Annotated in this window: 1 protein-coding gene; it reads left to right on the forward strand. The window is 63.1% G+C overall.

Annotated features, from left to right (window positions below; all coding sequences use genetic code 11):
* On the forward strand, positions 1-425 hold a 425-nt coding region (locus ACT3XD_RS19735), incomplete at both ends, for an FAD-binding oxidoreductase (protein ID WP_444280717.1).

Consider the following 425-nt stretch of genomic DNA (forward strand, 5'->3'; position numbering starts at 1 on the left):
GCCCAGCGCACGGTACTGGCAACGGATAATTCGATTTACCAGCGCTTGCCCCAGGCGGTGGTCTTTCCTCGTCATGCTGAGGACCTGGAGCGTCTTGCCAAGCTGGCGGCCGAGATGCCTTACCGCGAAGTAGTACTTACCCCACGCGGCGGCGGCACCGGCACCAACGGCCAATCGCTGACCGACGGTATCGTGGTGGATGTTTCCCGGCATATGAATCAGGTACTGGAGATTGATGTGGAGGCCCGCCGGGTGCGGGTACAGGCCGGGGTCGTGAAAGACCAGTTGAACGCCGCGCTAAAACCCCATGGCCTGTTCTTTGCCCCGGAGCTCTCCACCTCCAACCGCGCCACCCTCGGCGGCATGATCTCTACCGACGCCAGCGGCCAGGGCAGCTGCGCCTACGGTAAAACCCGCGATCACGT

This window comes from Halomonas sp. AOP7-B1-5, assembly GCF_052353045.1.
GTDB lineage: Bacteria > Pseudomonadota > Gammaproteobacteria > Pseudomonadales > Halomonadaceae > Vreelandella > Vreelandella colorata.